This is a genomic window from Gilliamella sp. W8123, from assembly GCF_016101085.1.
GTDB lineage: Bacteria > Pseudomonadota > Gammaproteobacteria > Enterobacterales > Orbaceae > Gilliamella > Gilliamella apis.
In genome coordinates, this window is record NZ_JACFRE010000001.1 from 312,119 (window position 1) to 330,221 (window position 18,103).

Below are 18,103 nucleotides of genomic sequence, written 5' to 3' on the forward strand. Positions count from 1 at the left end.
TTATTTATTAACTTAGACGATTAAGAGATTGAATATGCTTGATAAAATTCTTATTGCTAACCGCGGAGAAATTGCTCTTCGCATCTTACGAGCATGTAAAGAACTTGGAATTAAAACTGTCGCTGTTCACTCTTCGGCAGATAAAGATTTAAAACATGTTTTACTTGCAGACGAAACGGTTTGCATTGGTCCAGCAGCTTCTGCAAAAAGTTATCTTAATATCCCAGCCTTAATTTCTGCTGCCGAAGTAACTGGCGCAGCCGCTATTCATCCAGGATATGGTTTTTTATCTGAAAATGCTGACTTTGCTGAACAAGTCGAACGTTCTGGCTTTATATTTATTGGTCCAAAACCAGATACTATCCGCTTAATGGGCGATAAAGTATCGGCAATTGAAGCAATGAAAAAAGCCGGTGTACCATGTGTTCCTGGTTCTGATGGTCCACTTGGTAGCAATATGGATACCAACAAAGAGATTGCAAAGAAAATTGGTTATCCAGTGATTATTAAAGCATCTGGCGGTGGTGGTGGCCGCGGAATGCGTATTGTTCGAGAAGAAAAAGAGCTCGAACAATCAATCAAAATGACTAAGCTGGAAGCAAAAACAGCTTTTAATAATGACATGGTTTATATGGAAAAATTCCTTGAAAACCCTCGTCATATTGAAATTCAAGTACTATCTGATGGTCAAGGTCATGCCGTTTACTTAGGTGAGCGTGACTGTTCAATGCAACGACGCCATCAAAAAGTAGTTGAAGAAGCACCAGCTGTTGGCATCACACCGAAAATGCGTAAATTTATCGGCGAACGTTGTGTAAATGCATGTATTGAGATTGGTTATCGTGGTGCAGGTACTTTTGAATTTTTATTTGAAAATGGTGAATTCTATTTCATTGAAATGAATACCCGTATTCAAGTAGAACATCCAGTTACTGAAATGGTGACAGGCGTTGATCTAATTCGTGAGCAGATTCTTATTGCTGCAGGACAACCTTTATCTATCAAGCAAGACGATATTGAAATTAAAGGTCATGCCATTGAATGTCGAATAAATGCTGAAGATCCAAAAACGTTTATGCCATCTCCGGGTAAAATCACTCGCTTCCATGCCCCAGGTGGATTTGGTATTCGTTGGGAATCTCATATTTATGCTGGTTATGCGGTTCCGCCTTATTATGATTCAATGATTGGTAAGTTAATCGCTTATGGAGAGACCCGAGAAGTCGCCATCGCCCGCATGAAAAATGCATTAGCAGAACTGGTTATTGATGGAATAAAAACCAATATCGAACTTCATATAGAAATTATGAATGATGAAGGCTTCATGAAAGGTGGCACAAACATTCATTATTTAGAAAAGAAATTAGGTATTTATGAGTAAAAATAAGCCCTCACTACTTTGAGGGCTTATTGCTGTATAGAAGTAAATAAAGTATAGGTAACGCATATGAAGAGTTGGAAAAAAACTGCTGAAGAAATTTTAACATTAGGCCCTGTTGTACCAGTTATTGTTATTGAACGTCTAGAAGATGCTGTTCCATTAGCAAAAGCATTAATTGCTGGAGGAGTTAAAGTTCTAGAAGTTACACTAAGAACTGAATGTGCACTTGATGCCATTAAAAAAATTATCAAGGAAGTACCTGAAGCTGTAGTTGGTGCAGGAACAGTAACCACTGTTGAACAACTTAAACAAGCAACTGAAGCAGGCGTGGAATTTATCATCACTCCGGGTATTACTGATTCTATTTTAAAAGCAGCAGTTGAAGGTACTGTGCCGGTTATTCCTGGAATTGCAACTATTTCTGAATTATTAACTGCCCAAGAATATGGCTTAACGGCATTAAAATTCTTCCCAGCTGAAATAAATGGCGGGGTTGCTGCGTTAAAAGCGTTTGCTGGTCCTTGTGGTTATATGAAGTTCTGCCCAACTGGCGGTGTGAATCCGAAAAACTATCGTGACTATTTAGCACTTGATAATGTCCTTTGTGTAGGTGGAACTTGGTTTATCCCTACCGATGCGATTGCTAAAGGTGATTTTGCTAAAATTACTGAAATGGCCAAAGAAGCCGTTGCTGGTGCAAAATAGATTCTACTTTACCGCCGACATTGGTCGGCGGTTTAGCTTTATCCCGATTAATCTAACTCCTGAGTCCCCTTCCACTTTCAATAACTCGCCACGCGATAAAATATAAAGTAGCCACAAAAAGTAACAGCATTGCAAAAGTGATCACTAAAGAGACATCACTAGTGCCTAAAAAACCATATCGAAATCCATTAATCATATAAACAATTGGATTGACTTTAGAAACCCATTGCCAAAAAGTGGGTAACATGGTGATTGAATAAAAAACGCCACCTAAATAAGTTAACGGAGTTAGCACAAAGGTGGGAATAATACTTATATCATCAAAGGATTTTGCAAATACGGCATTTAGCAAGCCGGCTAAGGAAAATAAAATTGAGGTTAATAATAAGGTAAAAATAACAAATGGCCATGAATAAACTTGGTATCGAACAAAGAATAACGACACAATTGTGACCAATATACCTGTCAATATACCGCGCATGACACCGCCACCTACATATCCCCAAATAATAATATGAGTAGGAACCGGAGCAACAAGTATTTCTTCAATATTACGTTGGAATTTTGCACTAAAAAATGAAGAGCAGACATTAGTATATGAATTGGTAATCACTGACATCATAATTAGACCGGGCACAATAAACGCCATATAGCTAAAACCGCCCATGTCACCAACACGTGAGCCGATTAGATTACCAAAAATAATAAAATAGAGTGACATGGTAATAACAGGAGGAATCAATGTTTGCAGCCAAATTCTTAAAAATCGGTTAACTTCTTTACGCCAAATACTTTTTAAGGCAATCCAATATAAATTATTCATCAATAGCTCCTTTAGTATCATTGCGCACCAAATCTACAAATAATTCTTCTAATCGATTAGCTTTATTACGAACACTAATTACTTTTATGTTTTGTTGATTGAGTTGTTCAAACAACTGATTTAGTCCATGTTGTTTATCTACACTGACTTCTAACATGCCCGATTCGACCTCGGTATAATGATAGCCTTGAAGAGAGATTGGTATAGCTGTTGGTACATAATCAATGATGATTGTTTCGGATTGACTTTTTGCTAGCAGATCACGCATTGATGAGTTAGCGATTAATTCTCCATGCTGAATAATACCAATATGACGGCAGAGCATTTCTGCTTCTTCCAAATAGTGGGTGGTTAATATAATAGTAATACCTTGTTGATTAATCTCGCGGAGAAATTCCCACATAGAACGACGTAATTCTATGTCAACTCCGGCGGTAGGCTCATCTAGAATTAATAATTTTGGTTCATGAACCAAGGCTCTAGCGATCATTAGCCGTCTTTTCATTCCGCCTGATAACATATTTGCTCGACTATGTCTTTTATCCCACAAATCTAAAATACGCAGATACTTTTCAGCTCGTTGCAAAGCTAATTTGCGTGGCAATCCATAGTAACCACCCTGATTGGTAACAATTTGTAAGACTTCTTCAAATTGATTAAAGTTGAACTCCTGCGGAACCAGACCTAATTGCCTTTTGGCATTAACAACATCGTTGTCTAAATCATATCCAAATATTTTAACCTGCCCAGAGGTTTTGGTAACTAAAGAACTAATTATACCAATGGTGGTTGATTTACCGACACCATTAGGGCCGAGCAAAGCATAAAAATCCCCTGCTTGTACGGTTAAATTAATTCCTTTTAATGCTTCTACACCATTTTTATATTTTTTCTTGAGCGCTATGAGCTCTAGTGCGGGCGTTGATGACATAAAATGAATCCTAATTCCTTAATTTGTTATTTATATAATATGATATCATGTTTAGCCGATCGACAATATTGTTATGATTTTTAGAATAATTCAATTTTCAATGCTAACAATATAATTATTAGATAAATATAAGATTAAGGATTAGAGGTTATGGTCAAAATTGGTTTGGTTTCAGTATCAGATAGAGCATCACAAGGTATTTATCAAGATGAGGGTATTCCAGCATTGTTATCATGGTTACAAACAGCCTTAAAAACACCATTTATTACTGAACAACGTATTATTCCTGATGAACAACTAATCATTGAAGAAACTTTATGCGAATTGGTAGATAAGTTGCAATGCCACCTTATATTAACCACTGGCGGTACTGGGCCAGCAATTAGAGATGTTACACCAAATGCAACCTTAGCAATTGCTGACCGATTAATGCCTGGTTTTGGTGAACAAATGCGGCAAATTAGTTTGCATTTTGTTCCTACAGCAATTTTATCTAGACAAGTCGGTGTCATTAGAAAAAAATGTTTAATTTTAAACTTACCTGGCAGGCCTAAATCAATTAAAGAAACCCTTGAAGGCGTGAAAGATGATCAAGGAAATACTATTGTTACAGGTATCTTCGCCAGTGTTCCATACTGTATTGATTTATTAGATGGTCCTTATATCGAAACTTATAATCATGTTGTTCAAGCTTTCCGACCTAAAAATGCTAGCAAATCTAATCTTTAATTTTATGCAAACATCATGCATAATTATGTAAATAAATATTTTCAACCGTGCTGGTAAGATTGATAATAGCAATATTACCTTAATGGCTAATAATGACATTATTTAAGATTATAATTAGGTAATTTTAGATAACTAGTTAATATGATTAATAAACGCTGTTGGCGTAATTGGTCATAAATTTAATTTAAAGGAACAGTATGAAACAAAATGATCTCACTAAAACTTTTAAAGAAATGTTATTACAAGAAAAGTTTAGTTCTCAGATAGGTATCGTACAGGCCTTACAGGAACAAGGATTTGATAATATAAATCAGTCCAAAGTATCTCGAATGTTAACCAAATTTGGCGCAGTAAGAACTCGCAATGCAAAATCTGAAATGGTTTACTGCTTACCAGCCGAAATGAGCGTACCAACCACTAGTAGTCCACTGAAGAATTTAGTATTAGATATTGATTACAATAGTTCAATGGTCGTTATCCGTACCAGTCCTGGTGCTGCTCAACTAATTGCTAGACTTTTAGATTCAATTGGTAAATCAGAGGGAATTTTAGGCTCCATTGCCGGCGATGATACGATTTTTAGCACTCCAACTAAAGATTGTTCGGTTAAGAAACTGTATCAAACTATTATTGAATTATTTGAGCGAAGCTTATAAAAAACAATTTATTTTAAGCCAGACCGATAATTTTTTTTAATATTTAAACTATTGACACACTTGGTTAAATCGTTAATCCTATATGACACTGATTTTGTAACCAAAATTACAAACAAAAGAAGAGGCGCATTACTCAGGTAGATCATTTTAGGAACTGGAGCCGTAAAGAGATGATTAATGGGGTGTAATGCCGAGGTTTGATTGTCATTCCAGAAAGCAATTGAATCGGCTACAAGGGCTGAATCCCTTGGGTTGTCACCCTAACAGGTGGAGCGCTTCACGGTATGTATTTTTTGCTGTAATAGGACATGCCCGCTCTATCTCTGTTAAAAATAAGAATTTTTAATATGAGGAATCCATGGAAACATCATTTATAATTGCTAAATTCGGTGGTACTAGCGTTGCAGATTACCCAGCAATGGTCAACAGTGCTAATATTGTTCTAGCTAATCCTAATGTCAAAGTAGTCGTATTATCTGCCTCAGCAGGTATAACCAATTTATTGGTAGCATTAGCTGAAGGTCGTGATGCCAATGTCAGAGCAAAACACATCGCCAAAATTCAATCAATTCAATATAATATCTTAGAAAATCTACCTGAAAATCAAGCTCTACGCACTGAAATTGACCAAATTATTGCCAATATTTCTTCATTATCTGAAGCCGCAAGTTTAGCAACTTCACCGGCATTAACCGATGAATTAGTTAGCCATGGTGAAATAATGTCATCAAAACTGTTTGTTGAGATACTAAAACATCAACAAAAAAATGCCATTTGGTTTGATGTCCGTAAAGTAATGCGCACTGATGATAAATTTGGTAAAGCAGTACCGAAAATAGACGAAATTAAACAACTTTGTTGCGCCCATTTAAAATCACTCAATCCAGAAACTATCGTGGTTACTCAAGGCTTTATTGGTAGTGAAAGTTCAGGTAAAACCACAACTTTGGGGCGTGGTGGAAGCGATTATACCGCAGCCTTACTTGGCGAAGCGTTAAATGCTACCCAAATTGATATCTGGACCGATGTTGCTGGTATTTATACCACCGATCCTCGAATTACCTCTGGTGCAAAACGTATTGATGAAATATCATTTGCCGAAGCCGCTGAAATGGCCACTTTTGGAGCTAAAGTTTTACACCCAGCAACATTAGTACCAGCTGTGCGTAGCAATATTCCGGTATTTGTCGGCTCAAGCAAAGCACCACAAGACGGAGGAACTATTGTCTATAATACTCATAGTATTAAGTCATCATTACCTTCGTTCAGAGCATTAGCACTTCGTCGTCAACAGACATTATTAACCTTAACCAGTTTAAATATGCTACATGCTCAAGGCTTTTTAGCGAATGTATTTACTATATTGGCTAAACACAATATCTCGGTCGATTTGGTAACAACCTCTGAAGTCAGCATTGCATTAACCATTGATACCACAGGCACAAATACCAATGGCAATAGCTTATTAACTAAAGCGTTATTTGATGAGTTATCAACGGTTTGTCATGTCGAAGTTGAAGAGGATTTAGCGCTGATTGCTATAATTGGTAATAATCTAACCACGACTAAAGGTATTGCGAAAGAAGTTTTCGGAGCTTTAGATGATTTCATTATTCGTCTATGTTGTTATGGTGCTAGCACGCATAATCTTTGCTTACTAGCACGAAGTAATGATGCAGAAGATGTGATCAAAGTTTTACACAAAACTATTTTTGAATAATGACTTAACGGGAGCGATTATATTATCGCTCCCAGCAAATGATGATATAAATCTTCACTTAAGCAGTACTAAAAATTTCTAGAATATTTGAAAAAATAATTGTAAACTACACTTAATATTTGTATGAAAGGTTGTTGGTAATGACCTAGACATACATCTATGGCTACACACAGTTCTAAGTATTAATCATTTTTCTTCTTTCTTTGATAACAATTTTTTTAAAGCTGTAAATTTTACGTTTTATTAATTAGTTATATCTTTCACAACGATTATTTTCATCTTCAATATGTTTTAAGCTATACAAAAAGTAACTTTTAACTTAATTAGACGAAGGAAACTATCATGGGTATTTTAAGCTGGATTATTCTAGGATTAATTGCTGGATGGATTGCTAAGTTTTTTATGCCATTAGGACAAGTTGGTGTGCTTAAAACCATTCTACTTGGTGTGGCGGGTGCATTAGTTGGTGGTTACATTAGTACATTCTTCGGTTGGGGAAGTGTAACTGGTTTTAACTTCCCGAGTTTATTTATTTCGGTTCTTGGCGCTATTTTATTGATTTATATTTATCGATTAATAAAATAAAATTGCTTCATAAAATGACGAGTAGACTTACTCGTCATTTTATATCAAATTAAATCAAATCTTCTCCTGACAATTTTAATCTGCACTGATTAAACCATAAACAATCTTAATACAATCACTATTTGTACTGTTTTTAATCTTTAAGATTAGCAAAAGTCATTCCGCCATACTCTGATTTTTGTTATATTAACAATTAATCATAATCTGACATGAACAGTAATCAATAATGTTAAAAATCTTTAATACACTAACTCGAGAAAAAGAGATATTTCAGCCTATTACAGCTAATAAAGTTGGACTATATGTCTGTGGCGTTACCATTTATGATCTTTGCCACATTGGCCATGGTCGTACTTTTGTCGCATTTGATGTCGTTACTCGCTATTTACGTTTTTTAGGTTACGATCTAACTTATGTGCGTAATATTACCGATGTTGATGACAAAATCATTAAACGTGCGCTTGAAAATGGCGAAACCTGTGATGAATTAACCGATCGCATGTTAAAAGAGATGTATGCCGATTTTGACGCACTAAATATAAAACGACCTGATGTAGAACCTCGTGCTACTCGTCATATGTCGCAAATTATCGAGCTTGTAGAAGAGTTAATCAAAAAAGAGCATGCTTATATCGCCGATAACGGTGATGTCATGTTTTCTGTCGATAGTGATCCTAACTACGGTATTTTATCACGTCAAAATTTAGAACAGTTACAAGCAGGCGCTCGAGTTGATGTCGTTGATGTAAAACGCAATCCAATGGATTTTGTACTTTGGAAAATGTCAAAACCTAACGAACCGAGTTGGGATTCGCCATGGGGTAAAGGCCGTCCAGGTTGGCATATTGAATGCTCGGCTATGAATAGTCACCAGTTAGGCAATCATTTTGATATTCATGGCGGCGGATCTGACTTAATGTTCCCACATCATGAAAATGAAATAGCCCAATCTACCTGTGCCCATAATGGTCAATATGTAAATTACTGGATGCATTCAGGTATGGTGATGATTGACCAAGAGAAGATGTCTAAATCACTTAATAATTTTTTCACCATTCGTGATGTATTAGAGCATTATGATGCCGAGACTGTGCGTTACTTTTTATTATCAGGTCATTATCGTAGCCAACTTAACTATAGCGAGGAAAATTTAAAGCAAGCTAGAACCGCTTTAGAAAGACTTTATACGGCTTTACGAGACACCGATGCTAATTATCCACATAACACACCTGATAGTGATTATTATCGACAATTTTGTCAGGCAATGAATGATGATTTCAATACTCCAGAAGCCTATTCAACATTATTTGACTTAGCTCGAGAGATAAATAAAGCTAAAGCAGAAAATGATATGCAATTAGCCAATGAACTTGCTGCTGAGTTACGCTATTTATCTTCTGTACTTGGTTTACTTGAACAAGATCCGGTTAAGTTTTTACAAGGTAGTAATCAGGATGATAGTGAAACACAACTCATTGAAGCATTAATTAAACAACGTAATGATGCTCGTGCTAGTAAAAATTGGGCTTTAGCTGATGAGGCACGAGATAAACTCAATCAAATGAATATTATTTTAGAAGACGGTGCTAACGGCACAACTTGGCGTAAAAAAAGTTAATGCAATAAACCTAAAATCCCCTAGATTTAATGAAAAATTACTAGGGGATAGACTAACTATTTTTTATCTATTGAGGTTAAAATTCCTCTTAATATATTCAGCTCTTGTTGTTCAATACGGGCACGAGTAAATAATCTTCGTAAACGCCCCATAATTTGCCCCGGATGATTAGGATTAATAAAACCTGTTTGTAATAAGGTCTGCTCTAAATGCTGATAAAATCGTTCAATATCTTCATCTTTAGGATATTGTGTGTCATTTATATTCTGATCAGCTAACTGTGACGGTGAGTCCTGGGCAGACAACATCGACATCCTGATTTCGTAACAAAGAACTTGTACTGACATTGCTAAATTTAAAGAGCTATAGTCAGGATTAGCAGGAATACCGACATGGAAGTGGCACTTTTGTAATTCTTCGTTAGTTAACCCAACCCGTTCACGACCAAAAACTAAAGCTACTTGAGCATGATGAGATGCTTCAGCAATTATTTTATCCCCGCACTCTTTTGGGGTTAAATTTGGCCATTGTAGGCTTCGTGGGCGAGCACTGGTACCAATAACTAAAGAACAATCAGCAACAGCTTCTTCTAAAGAGGAAAAAATTTGTGCCTGTTTGATAATATCACTGGCACCAGCTGCCAGTGAAATAGATTGAGAGTCTGGCTTTATTATCGGATTAACCAAACATAAATTAGTTAATCCCATGGTTTTCATTGCACGAGCGGCAGAACCCATATTACCTGTATGGGAAGTTTCAACTAAAACAATCTTAACATTATTTAAATAATTCACATATTCCTCATTAAATAACACAACTTATACTTAAAATTAACACAAATAAACCACAGTATATAATAAAAAATAGTTTAAAAGCAGTTTCACAAAGGTTAATCATAACTAGAAATTCACTATTTTAGACAAAGTTCACAAAAAGTTTAATCAAATTGAAATAACCTATTGACGAAATGTAAAAAATTTGTCAATGTAATCAATAGAATAATTGTATTAGCTCAATTTGTAAGTAAACATAGTGGAGGTCAATTATGACTTTAAGCATTACCAGTAAACAAATGGATATTACCCCTGCAATTCGTAGCTATCTCGAAGATAAATTTTCGAAATTAGATAAATGGAGAGCACTGTTAATTAACCCTCACTTTATTTTATCTAAAGAACCTGATGGATTTATTATTGATGCAACAATTGCAACCAAAGGTTCACCACTAGTTGCTTCCGCTAAACACTTAGATATGTATGCTGCAATTAATGATTTAGTTGCTAAACTAGAAAAACAACTGAATAAAATCCAACATAAAGGTGAATCTCGTCGCGCATTTGACAGTATTAAAAATGCAGTAGTTGAAGAATAATATTAATTAATAGTCCAAAAGTAATAAAAAGGCACTTTAATAGTGCCTTTATTTTTTTGCTTGCTATAATATTGTCCATCTATTTTTATTGTATTAATGAACATGACTGCCAATCCTTTATTGCCTTTACGCGAAAAAATTAACCAACTCGATCAAAAATTAATTGAAATCCTTGCTGAAAGACGTCAAGTTTCGACCGAAGTTATTCACGCCAAAATAGCGGCTAACATTCCTTTGCGTGATTTAGCTCGTGAACGCTCACTCATTAAGGCATTAATCGAACAAGGTAAACAATATAATCTTGATGACCTTTTAATTAAGCGCTTATATCAAATCATTATTGAAGATTCAGTGTTATTACAACAGAAACTTTTACAAGAAAAACTGAATCAAGGGGCTATTTCCTCTGCAAATATTGCTTTTTTAGGACCTAAAGGATCATATTCACATTCGGCAACCCGCCGTTATGCGAGTACTCACTTTGATCAGTTAACAGAATCAAGCTGCAGTACGTTTAAAGATGTGTTTGAAAAAGTCGAATCAAAAGTTGTTGATTATGGAATTTTACCGATAGAAAATTCTAGTTCCGGCTCTATCAATGAAGTTTATGATTTGTTACAAAAAACCAATTTACATATTATTGGTGAACTATCATTACCGATTGATCACTGCGTTTTAGCCATTCCTAGCGCTAAACTTGAACAAATAGATACCATTTATAGCCACCCGCAACCTTTTCAACAATGCAGTAACTTCCTAGAAAATTATCCACATTGGAAAATCGTTTATTGTGATAGCACTTCATCAGCAATGGAAACTGTCGCGAAATTAAATCAACCAAATATTGCGGCTATGGGTAATAAAGATGGGGGAGAATTATACGGTTTACAGGTTCTTGAGCACAATTTTGCTAATCAAAAAGAGAATATTACTCGTTTTATTGTTTTAGCGCGTGAGCCAATTGAAGTTTCCGAGCAAATTCCAGCTAAAACCACGATCTTAATGAAAACTGGCCAACAAGCTGGTGCTTTAGTTGATGCCCTATCCGTTTTACGTAATCATAATATTGTTATGACAAAACTTGAATCACGACCTATCCATGGTACACCATGGGAAGAGATGTTTTATATTGATCTACAAGGTAATGTTCATGATTATGAAATGCAAGTCGCGCTTAAAGAATTAACTGCAATCACTTTATATACCAAAGTACTTGGCTGTTATCCTAGTGATTCAATTACCGCTATTATGTAATGACTAGCATGACAAAAAATTTTGCAAATGCCGTACTTGATTGGTATGAACAGTACGGCAGAAAATCACTACCATGGCAAATTGAAAAAAGCCCCTATCATGTTTGGTTATCCGAAGTCATGTTACAACAGACACAGGTAGCAACGGTTATTCCATACTTTAAGCGTTTTATTGCACAATTCCCTAAAATTACTGATTTAGCTAAAGCGCCAATTGACGACATATTACATCTTTGGACGGGGCTGGGTTATTATGCTAGGGCACGCAATTTACATAAAGCAGCACAGGTTATCGCTAAGAATTTTGATGGTAAATTTCCAACTAAATTTGAAGATGTGATTGCCTTGCCGGGAGTTGGGCGTTCAACCGCTGGTGCCATTTTATCTCTATCACAAAATCAACATTACCCGATACTTGATGGCAATGTAAAGCGAGTTTTAACCCGCTCTTTTGCAATAGATGGTTGGCCTGGGAATAAAATTGTTGAGAATCAACTTTGGCAATTATGTGAGCAAGTTACTCCTAAACATGAGGTTGCAAAATTCAATCAAGCCATGATGGATATTGGCGCGATGGTTTGTACTCGCTCTAAGCCTAAATGTAGTCTATGCCCTTTGCATCAATTATGTATCGCATATAAGACTGATAGTTGGCAACAGTATCCAACCAAAAAACCGAAAAAGACCATTCCTGAAAAAACCGCCTATTTTCTAATGCTGGAACAGGACAATATGATTTGGTTAGAAAAAAGACCCCCAGCCGGTATTTGGGGTGGATTATACTGCTTACCGCAATTTACCAGCAAGCAAGCCTTAACTGACTGGCTAGATAACCATGGTATTAAAACCAGCAAACCTAAACAATTAGTTGCATTTCGACATACCTTTAGCCATTTTCATTTAGATATTGTGCCCATTTACTGTGAGATAACAAACAACACTAAGTGTTTGGATGAGTCAAACGGTTATTGGTATAAGCTCAATTCAGAGAATGCAAAAATCGGCTTAGCTACGCCTGTATATAATTTATTAAATCAATCTCGTTAACCATTACAATCTATCAGTATCAAATCATCTTTTGATATATAATTAACCATCATTTATTAGTTAACTTTTTATTATGAATAGCAAACAGGCGCAAGGTCTATCGGCATGGTTAGTATTCCTGATGGCTTTTGCCATTGGAATAACCGTCGCAAGTAATTATTATGCTCAACCACTATTGCACTCAATAACTGATGATTTACATATTGCAGTTAAACATGCCGGTTTAATCATTATGGCAGCGCAATTTAGTTATGCGGTCGGTTTACTATTTATTACCCCACTCGGCGATAAAATTGAACGTAAACAGCTAATACTCACATTAATGATATTATCAATCTGTGGACTAATAATTAGTGCGATATCAAAGAATTTATGGATGTTGGTATTAGGTACTGCAATGACAGGCCTATTTTCGACTGTTGCCCAAGTACTCATTCCTTTTGCAGCAACACTATCACGTCCTGAACATCGAGGTAAAATTGTCGGCACACTAATGAGCGGTATGTTGCTAGGTATTCTACTAGGTAGAACATTTGCAGGTTTTGTTTCATCAATAGCCGATTGGCATTATGTTTATTGGATTGCCTCGTCAATTATGACCTTAGTCACTTTCTTACTTTGGTTATCATTACCAACCTATAAAAACAGCATCGACATTAACTATTTCCAACTGTTATTGTCAATTGGTTCATTGTACAAACAAGAAGCAGTTTTACGCATCAGGTCATTGTTAGCGATTATTTCCTTTGCTTTATTTTCATTATTATGGACACCACTGGCCTTTTTATTAACTGATGCACCTTATCATTATTCTGATTTTATTATCGGTTTGTTCGGCTTGGCTGGCGCAGCTGGCGCATTAGGTTCCCCCATCGTTGGCAAATTATCAGATCAAGGAAAAGGCTGGTTAGCCACATCCATTGGCTTGACATTATTACTTGCTGCTTGGCTACCGCTTTCTATTGCCGAGTATTCACTCGTGGCCTTAATTTTTGGTGTAATCTTATTAGATTTTGCGGTACAAGTTACCCATGTATCGAATATGAATGCTATTTATCAAATTCGTCCAGAAGCACGTAGCCGTATGAATACTGGTTACATGGTCAGTTATTTTATTGGCGGTATGTTAGGCTCTATTGCTTCTACTTACTTGTATAGCAATTATGGTTGGATAGTGATAATTATTTCCGGAACCGTTTTAGGATTTTTGGGTATACTCTGTTGGATCTATTATCTTAGAACCGTTCACAATCCTAAATATAAGGCTAAATTAAACTAAAAATTTTGAGGAACGGGGTTTTTTAGCGACTATTTCATTTAAATTTCAGATATTAAACACCATATATTATTCATCTGTTAATATAACTTGTTAATATTTGTACCATTATTAAAACAGGAATTACTTATGGCAAAAATATCTTATCTTAATACTCCATTTAAAGTAAAAAATTTATCACTCAAAAATCGCATTGTGATGCCACCAATGTGTCAATATCAAGCAAAAGATGGTTTAGCTAATGATTGGCACTTTGTTCATTATGTTTCTAGGGCTATTGGTGGTGTCGGCCTAATTATTTTAGAGATGACCAATGTTGCTGCAAATGGTCGAATATCACCAAATTGTTTGGGATTATGGAATGATGAACAACGCGATGAGCTAAAACGTATTGTCGATGCGGTTCATGCACAAAATGGCAAAATTGCGATCCAAATTGCCCATGCTGGTCGAAAAGCGTTAGGCGAATCTGATGTGGTTTCCTGTTCCGCTATTCGTTATGATGGCAACGTCGAAGCTAATCCAAAATGGCAATACCAAATGCCAAGAGAATTAAGCAAAAATGAAATTATCGATATCATCGAAAAATTTAAACAATCAACTAAACGAGCCGTGGAAGCAGGTTTTGATGCCATTGAATTACATGGTGCTCATGGTTATTTGATTCACCAATTCTGTTCGCCAAAAACGAATTTAAGAACCGATGAATATGGTCAAGATAAATTATTATTCGCTGAACAAGTTATTAAAGCTGCAAAATCAGTTATGCCAAAAGATATGCCACTAATTGTGCGCTTTTCGGCTAAAGAATACGGTGCTAACGGTTATAATATTGATTATGGCTGCCAAATTGCCAAACGATTAGCTCAAGCTGGTGCCGATGTTTTAGATGTTAGTGGTGGTGGCGATGGAAAACTAGATCCTAAACATACCCCTGATTTCCATGCTGGTTACCAAGTTTATCTACCCCGAGCAATTAGACAGGTAACCGATTTACCGATTATCACTGTTGGTATGCTTGAAGATCCTTATGTTGCCGATTATGTGCTAAGCACTGGGGATGCTGATTTAGTTGCGATTGGTCGGGGTTTATTAAAGGATCCTTATTGGCCGTTACGAATTCCATCGTCACCATTTATACCAACGTCTTATCAAATCGCCTTTAAATAAGTTAATTTAATGATTGTCCTGTAGCGAATGCTACAGGATTAATAAACAGATTAAATTTGCATGGCGTATTTGATCAACTGTTTCTTTATTGGTGAAAAGTTGTCAATAGCATTCATACCAACCGTCCTAACCATCTTTTTAAAGGTATTATCGCCATTAAACATATCTTGAATCGTTCGCATGGCTGTTAGCATAACTAATGCATCTTTACGACGAGTAAATTGGAATGATTTTAAGTTTTCCATTAAACCAATATCTTTTTGCTCATCAATAAGCTTTTTGATAGTAGCCACCAACAATGCAGAATCTTGAAAACCTAAATTAACGCCTTGCCCAGCTAATGGGTGAATAGTATGAGCAGCATCACCAATTAGAGCTAATCGGTGCTTAATAAATTGTTTGGCAAAGCGAGCTTTTAATGGAAAGACCATTCTTGGATTAACCAACTGACATTGCCCTACTTTATCACCTGCTAATTTGAATAGTTCATAGCAAAAATCAGATTCAGTCAGCGACGTTAAAATTTCTGCTTGGGCAGGTTTAGTCGACCATACCAAACAGCTTTTATTAGCTTGCCAAAGCGGTAAAAACGCAACAATGCCATTCGGATAAAAAATCTGTCTAGCACATGCCTGATGAGGGTATTGTGTTTCAACAGTAGTAATCACTGCATGGTGAAGATAATTACGCTCAAATACTGATATTTTCTCATGTCTGCGTAACCATGAATGAGCACCATCAGCACCAATAATCAATTTAGCTTGTAAAGTCGTATTATCTGCTAAGGTCAAAAAGGCATAATCATCAGTATAATTATTATCTATAGCCACCTGATTGAATATAGTAATATTATCTGTGGCTAGAGCAAGTTGATACAAATGGTAAGCGATGAGATTATTTTCAATAATATAGCCAAGATTTTCATAACCATAATCTTTAGCATGAGCCGATAAATGAGCTAAACCATTCTTTTCCCAAACACCAATTTCACTAAAAGAATGAACTCGATTGCTAGCATAAAGATCATGCCAAATCCCAATTTGAGAAAAATATCTCTGACTGGCACCATTTATTGCCGACGCTCTTATGCCTATTTCATCAACTTTAAAATCTTGCCACTCATCAACTTTAGTATCAATAATGGCTACCGTTAAATCGTATCTGCTTAGTGCACAAGCAGTAGCCAAACCAACTAACCCACCACCAACAATGGCGACATCGAATTGCGTTTTCATATCAATATTTTGTTATTACTTATCAAGCTTATTATCATTTTTGGTTTCAACTTCATCATCATTCATTGCTTTTTTGAAACCTTTTAATGCTGAGCCAAGATCAGAACCTAAATTGCGTAATTTTTTGGTTCCAAAAATTAACACAACTACAGCTAGAAAGACCAAAAGATGTGGAATGCTAAATGACATAATTAAAACCTCTTTAAAAATATATCTCTATTTGGATTCTATTACTGCGCAAATAGATTTTAAATAATGGAATTAATTATACTCTTTTTAAACTAGGATTTCATGACAAGTTAATTTTAAATAAAAAAAAGACCTGCATAAAAATTATGCAGGCCAACATGAAATATAAGGAATATAAGGAAAGAAAACAATGAAAAATCCTTACGCTGCTTATTATCCATTTTTTTTCGCTCTAGTCAACGTTTTTATTTGGATTTCAGCAAAAATAACTAAATTTACACGAAAAATAAAGAGCATTAATAAAATATTAACATAACAGATAAAAAATGACAAAAATGTAATTTAAGCATATTTATTCAGTACTTAACCACTAAAAAAAGCCATTTTCAGTTCATAAACCCAAAAACAACCTCGCAGAAAAACAAAGAAACTCAACAAAAAAGCAATGAAATAATTTTATTAAAAAAAACAATAAATGTTGGTTTTTATATGAAAATTCAATAAAATAACAAAATATAAAACGAATTTTAAAGAATATTCATATTTAAAAACTACAATATTGAGAATATTCATTTAATCACTTATATAAAACTCATAAAAAATACAATATAATCAAAAACTGGATGAATAAATAAAAACGAGACAAAAATAAATATGATTAAAAATAAAAATGTCAAAACTTTTAAAGACAGACTCCATACTTCAATGCAAGGTTTATCTGTATCTGCTTTTGCAAAAAAATGTGATATGTCGGAAACTGTTATTCGTGATTATTTGTCAGGAAAAACTTATCCATCATTGACCCGTTTAGAAGTTATTGCCGAGAAATGTAACGTATCATTTAATTGGTTAGCTACAGGTTATAAGCTAGAAATTTTAAATCCGCAAGACGATGATGAAGTCTATAATGAAAATATCTATCGTATTCCGGTTTATAAAAAACAGCTACCAACCAAAGAAGAAGCACAAAATCAACGTTATGTTCGTGAAATACCACCCGTCATGAATTATCCTGTAATTGAAGGCTGGGCATCTCACCGCGGTTTAGATATTAAAAAATTAATTCTTTACTGGGCTAAAGGTGATTTGATGGCACCTGATATCGAAAATAATAATGGCTTAATTATTAACACAGATATAAACGAAATTATTGATGGCGCTATTTATTTAATAGAATATGAAAATTTTACATTATTAAGAAAAATACGCTTAACACTCGGTAACTGGATATTAATCTGTAATAATGACCAATATCCAACAATTGAAGTACCTAAAGCTCATTTTGAAAAATACAATATTGTCGGTCGAGTTGTGCAAGTTATCAAAGATGTCTTTTAAGACATTTATTAGTAATCTAAAGTTTTTCAATATATAATTTATTACACGAGGAAAGTATAAAAAACCCCTTTCCTC

18 protein-coding genes and 1 riboswitch are annotated in these 18,103 nt (G+C 35.1%); of the genes, 13 read left to right on the plus strand and 5 right to left on the minus strand.

What is annotated here, in order from left to right:
• Window positions 1–34 precede the first annotated feature (34 nt).
• Window positions 35–1,381, plus strand: coding sequence for an acetyl-CoA carboxylase biotin carboxylase subunit (gene accC, locus H3T56_RS01430; RefSeq protein ID WP_065578560.1), 1,347 nt, complete (start codon window positions 35–37; stop codon window positions 1,379–1,381).
• Window positions 1,382–1,447: 66 nt separating this feature from the next.
• Window positions 1,448–2,086: a bifunctional 4-hydroxy-2-oxoglutarate aldolase/2-dehydro-3-deoxy-phosphogluconate aldolase gene (locus tag H3T56_RS01435; RefSeq protein ID WP_065578559.1), complete on the plus strand. Its 639-nt coding sequence runs from the start codon at window positions 1,448–1,450 to the stop codon at window positions 2,084–2,086.
• A 52-nt stretch (window positions 2,087–2,138) separates the two neighbouring features.
• Here H3T56_RS01435 and H3T56_RS01440 read toward each other — a convergent pair whose 3' ends face one another.
• Window positions 2,139–2,909 carry an ABC transporter permease gene (locus H3T56_RS01440; protein ID WP_065578558.1) on the minus strand — a complete coding sequence of 257 codons (771 nt, stop codon included), beginning with the start codon at window positions 2,907–2,909 and terminating at the stop codon, window positions 2,139–2,141.
• Window positions 2,902–3,840, minus strand: coding sequence for an ABC transporter ATP-binding protein (locus H3T56_RS01445; RefSeq protein WP_198191836.1), 939 nt, complete (start codon window positions 3,838–3,840; stop codon window positions 2,902–2,904). The genes H3T56_RS01440 and H3T56_RS01445 overlap by 8 nt, the downstream gene beginning before the upstream one ends.
• Before the next feature lie 150 nt (window positions 3,841–3,990).
• Between H3T56_RS01445 and mog the strand changes: the two genes are divergently transcribed.
• The 5 genes from mog (at window position 3,991) to cysS (ending at window position 9,148) form a co-directional block, all read left to right on the plus strand.
• On the plus strand, window positions 3,991–4,569 hold the full coding sequence (gene mog, locus H3T56_RS01450) for a molybdopterin adenylyltransferase (protein WP_198191837.1): 579 nt from the start codon (window positions 3,991–3,993) through the stop codon (window positions 4,567–4,569).
• Window positions 4,570–4,766: 197 nt separating this feature from the next.
• Window positions 4,767–5,225: a transcriptional regulator ArgR gene (argR, locus tag H3T56_RS01455; protein ID WP_034905059.1), complete on the plus strand. Its 459-nt coding sequence runs from the start codon at window positions 4,767–4,769 to the stop codon at window positions 5,223–5,225.
• 111 nt (window positions 5,226–5,336) lie between these two features.
• A riboswitch (Lysine riboswitch) is annotated at window positions 5,337–5,511 on the plus strand.
• Between the two features lie 72 nt (window positions 5,512–5,583).
• On the plus strand, window positions 5,584–6,945 hold the full coding sequence (lysC, locus tag H3T56_RS01460) for a lysine-sensitive aspartokinase 3 (protein ID WP_198191838.1): 1,362 nt from the start codon (window positions 5,584–5,586) through the stop codon (window positions 6,943–6,945).
• 342 nt (window positions 6,946–7,287) lie between these two features.
• Entirely contained in the window at window positions 7,288–7,530 is a 243-nt protein-coding gene (locus tag H3T56_RS01465; RefSeq protein ID WP_065578554.1) for a GlsB/YeaQ/YmgE family stress response membrane protein, read from the plus strand.
• Window positions 7,531–7,756: 226 nt separating this feature from the next.
• The gene (cysS, locus tag H3T56_RS01470; RefSeq protein ID WP_065614499.1) at window positions 7,757–9,148 is read left to right on the plus strand and encodes a cysteine--tRNA ligase; all 1,392 of its coding nucleotides are present in this window, start codon (window positions 7,757–7,759) and stop codon (window positions 9,146–9,148) included.
• Window positions 9,149–9,204: 56 nt separating this feature from the next.
• Here the strand turns inward: cysS and trmJ are convergent, their stop codons facing one another.
• A complete protein-coding gene (trmJ, locus tag H3T56_RS01475; protein ID WP_198191839.1) occupies window positions 9,205–9,942 on the minus strand; it encodes a tRNA (cytosine(32)/uridine(32)-2'-O)-methyltransferase TrmJ in 738 nt (245 codons plus the stop codon).
• Between the two features lie 251 nt (window positions 9,943–10,193).
• On the opposite strand from trmJ, the gene raiA reads away from it, so the two are divergent.
• The 5 genes from raiA to H3T56_RS01500 all read left to right on the plus strand — a co-directional run bounded on the left by raiA (window position 10,194) and on the right by H3T56_RS01500 (window position 15,266).
• On the plus strand, window positions 10,194–10,520 hold the full coding sequence (raiA, locus tag H3T56_RS01480) for a ribosome-associated translation inhibitor RaiA (RefSeq protein ID WP_065578552.1): 327 nt from the start codon (window positions 10,194–10,196) through the stop codon (window positions 10,518–10,520).
• 102 nt (window positions 10,521–10,622) lie between these two features.
• Window positions 10,623–11,774 carry a bifunctional chorismate mutase/prephenate dehydratase gene (gene pheA / locus H3T56_RS01485; protein WP_198191840.1) on the plus strand — a complete coding sequence of 384 codons (1,152 nt, stop codon included), beginning with the start codon at window positions 10,623–10,625 and terminating at the stop codon, window positions 11,772–11,774.
• A gap of 8 nt (window positions 11,775–11,782) precedes the next feature.
• Entirely contained in the window at window positions 11,783–12,820 is a 1,038-nt protein-coding gene (gene mutY / locus H3T56_RS01490; protein ID WP_198191841.1) for an A/G-specific adenine glycosylase, read from the plus strand.
• A gap of 73 nt (window positions 12,821–12,893) precedes the next feature.
• Window positions 12,894–14,099, plus strand: coding sequence for an MFS transporter (locus H3T56_RS01495; protein ID WP_198191842.1), 1,206 nt, complete (start codon window positions 12,894–12,896; stop codon window positions 14,097–14,099).
• A gap of 126 nt (window positions 14,100–14,225) precedes the next feature.
• The gene (locus H3T56_RS01500; protein ID WP_198191843.1) at window positions 14,226–15,266 is read left to right on the plus strand and encodes an NADH:flavin oxidoreductase/NADH oxidase; all 1,041 of its coding nucleotides are present in this window, start codon (window positions 14,226–14,228) and stop codon (window positions 15,264–15,266) included.
• A gap of 50 nt (window positions 15,267–15,316) precedes the next feature.
• Here H3T56_RS01500 and H3T56_RS01505 read toward each other — a convergent pair whose 3' ends face one another.
• Window positions 15,317–16,501, minus strand: a complete 1,185-nt coding sequence (locus tag H3T56_RS01505) for an FAD-dependent monooxygenase (protein WP_198191844.1) — start codon at window positions 16,499–16,501, stop codon at window positions 15,317–15,319.
• Between the two features lie 15 nt (window positions 16,502–16,516).
• Entirely contained in the window at window positions 16,517–16,693 is a 177-nt protein-coding gene (gene tatA / locus H3T56_RS01510) for a Sec-independent protein translocase subunit TatA (RefSeq protein ID WP_086320111.1), read from the minus strand.
• A 651-nt stretch (window positions 16,694–17,344) separates the two neighbouring features.
• Here tatA and H3T56_RS01515 point away from each other — a divergent pair.
• The gene (locus tag H3T56_RS01515) at window positions 17,345–18,028 is read left to right on the plus strand and encodes a LexA family transcriptional regulator (RefSeq protein ID WP_034902075.1); all 684 of its coding nucleotides are present in this window, start codon (window positions 17,345–17,347) and stop codon (window positions 18,026–18,028) included.
• The last annotated feature ends 75 nt before the right edge of the window (window positions 18,029–18,103 follow it).

Bases quoted from the DNA above. Each gene is read 5' to 3' on its own strand.
- H3T56_RS01505 (WP_198191844.1), bottom strand. From the start codon at position 16,501: ATGAAAACGCAATTCGATGTCGCCATTGTTGGTGGTGGGTTAGTTGGT.
- mog (WP_198191837.1), top strand. From the start codon at position 3,991: ATGGTCAAAATTGGTTTGGTTTCAGTATCAGATAGAGCATCACAAGGT.
- raiA (WP_065578552.1), top strand. From the start codon at position 10,194: ATGACTTTAAGCATTACCAGTAAACAAATGGATATTACCCCTGCAATT.
- H3T56_RS01440 (WP_065578558.1), bottom strand. From the start codon at position 2,909: ATGAATAATTTATATTGGATTGCCTTAAAAAGTATTTGGCGTAAAGAA.
- argR (WP_034905059.1), top strand. From the start codon at position 4,767: ATGAAACAAAATGATCTCACTAAAACTTTTAAAGAAATGTTATTACAA.
- H3T56_RS01465 (WP_065578554.1), top strand. From the start codon at position 7,288: ATGGGTATTTTAAGCTGGATTATTCTAGGATTAATTGCTGGATGGATT.
- H3T56_RS01495 (WP_198191842.1), top strand. From the start codon at position 12,894: ATGAATAGCAAACAGGCGCAAGGTCTATCGGCATGGTTAGTATTCCTG.
- mutY (WP_198191841.1), top strand. From the start codon at position 11,783: ATGACAAAAAATTTTGCAAATGCCGTACTTGATTGGTATGAACAGTAC.
- H3T56_RS01500 (WP_198191843.1), top strand. From the start codon at position 14,226: ATGGCAAAAATATCTTATCTTAATACTCCATTTAAAGTAAAAAATTTA.
- H3T56_RS01445 (WP_198191836.1), bottom strand. From the start codon at position 3,840: ATGTCATCAACGCCCGCACTAGAGCTCATAGCGCTCAAGAAAAAATAT.
- H3T56_RS01435 (WP_065578559.1), top strand. From the start codon at position 1,448: ATGAAGAGTTGGAAAAAAACTGCTGAAGAAATTTTAACATTAGGCCCT.
- accC (WP_065578560.1), top strand. From the start codon at position 35: ATGCTTGATAAAATTCTTATTGCTAACCGCGGAGAAATTGCTCTTCGC.
- H3T56_RS01515 (WP_034902075.1), top strand. From the start codon at position 17,345: ATGATTAAAAATAAAAATGTCAAAACTTTTAAAGACAGACTCCATACT.
- pheA (WP_198191840.1), top strand. From the start codon at position 10,623: ATGACTGCCAATCCTTTATTGCCTTTACGCGAAAAAATTAACCAACTC.
- lysC (WP_198191838.1), top strand. From the start codon at position 5,584: ATGGAAACATCATTTATAATTGCTAAATTCGGTGGTACTAGCGTTGCA.
- cysS (WP_065614499.1), top strand. From the start codon at position 7,757: ATGTTAAAAATCTTTAATACACTAACTCGAGAAAAAGAGATATTTCAG.